This window comes from Phytobacter sp. V69, assembly GCF_965644215.1.
In the GTDB taxonomy this organism is placed as follows: domain Bacteria; phylum Pseudomonadota; class Gammaproteobacteria; order Enterobacterales; family Enterobacteriaceae; genus Phytobacter.
Genome location: NZ_CBFFRL010000476.1, coordinates 1 through 758 on the forward strand (window position 1 = coordinate 1; position 758 = coordinate 758).

The window sequence follows — 758 nt, forward strand, 5'->3', positions numbered from 1 at the left end:
GCTTCCATCGGGAATAAGGATCTGGCAGCCTGAGTTCCCAACTAAAATACTCTCCAGGAAAACCGGGGCGGTTCAGAGAGTCAATTCTTGAAAAGGATTGTGCTAATTTGATTGCAGCAATCCAGCAAAGCCACCGTGTTTTTTGCTATGGCCTTGGTCGCGCGGGGTTTTCAATGAAAGCCTTCACCATGCGTCTGATGCACATGGGCAAAGAAGTGTATTTCCTGACAGAAACCATCACCCCCAATTTCGGTGAAGGTGACTTGTTCATCGTCTCCTCAGCATCAGGGGAAACGGCTCAACTGATCTCACTCGCAAATAAAGCACAGCAGTTAAAAGGCAAAGTTGCCGTTCTGACAACCAATCGTAGCTCATCGATAGCGGGTATCGCCGACATCGTCGTACAGATCAATGCCCCTTCCAAAAACCAATCTCAGTCAGCATTTCGTTCTGCACAGCCCATGGCGTCGCTCTATGAACAAGCCTTACTCATTATCGCTGACGCACTGGTCATGAAGATGGCCGATGAAAGCAGCTCTTCGGAAGAAGTGTTGTTCAAACGACACGCCAATCTGGAATAAAAACCGATGTGTTGAGTGCTCTGAATACCCTACAGGAGAACAAAATGAGCATCAAAATAACCTCCCTGCTGAACTTTAAAAAGCTGCAAAAATTCTCGTCAGCCTTAGATAGTGTCGTCACGAGGATAAAAATCATTGATAATAGGGCCTTCTAATCAGAAGGCCCTATTATCATGA

At 46.3% G+C, this 758-nt stretch carries 1 protein-coding gene; it reads left to right on the forward strand.

The features are described 5' to 3' along the window. Positions 1 to 107: 107 nt before the first annotated feature. The gene (gene hxlB / locus ACSZPU_RS26080; RefSeq protein WP_499004518.1) at positions 108 to 581 is read left to right on the forward strand and encodes a 6-phospho-3-hexuloisomerase; all 474 of its coding nucleotides are present in this window, start codon (positions 108 to 110) and stop codon (positions 579 to 581) included. Positions 582 to 758 lie beyond the last annotated feature (177 nt).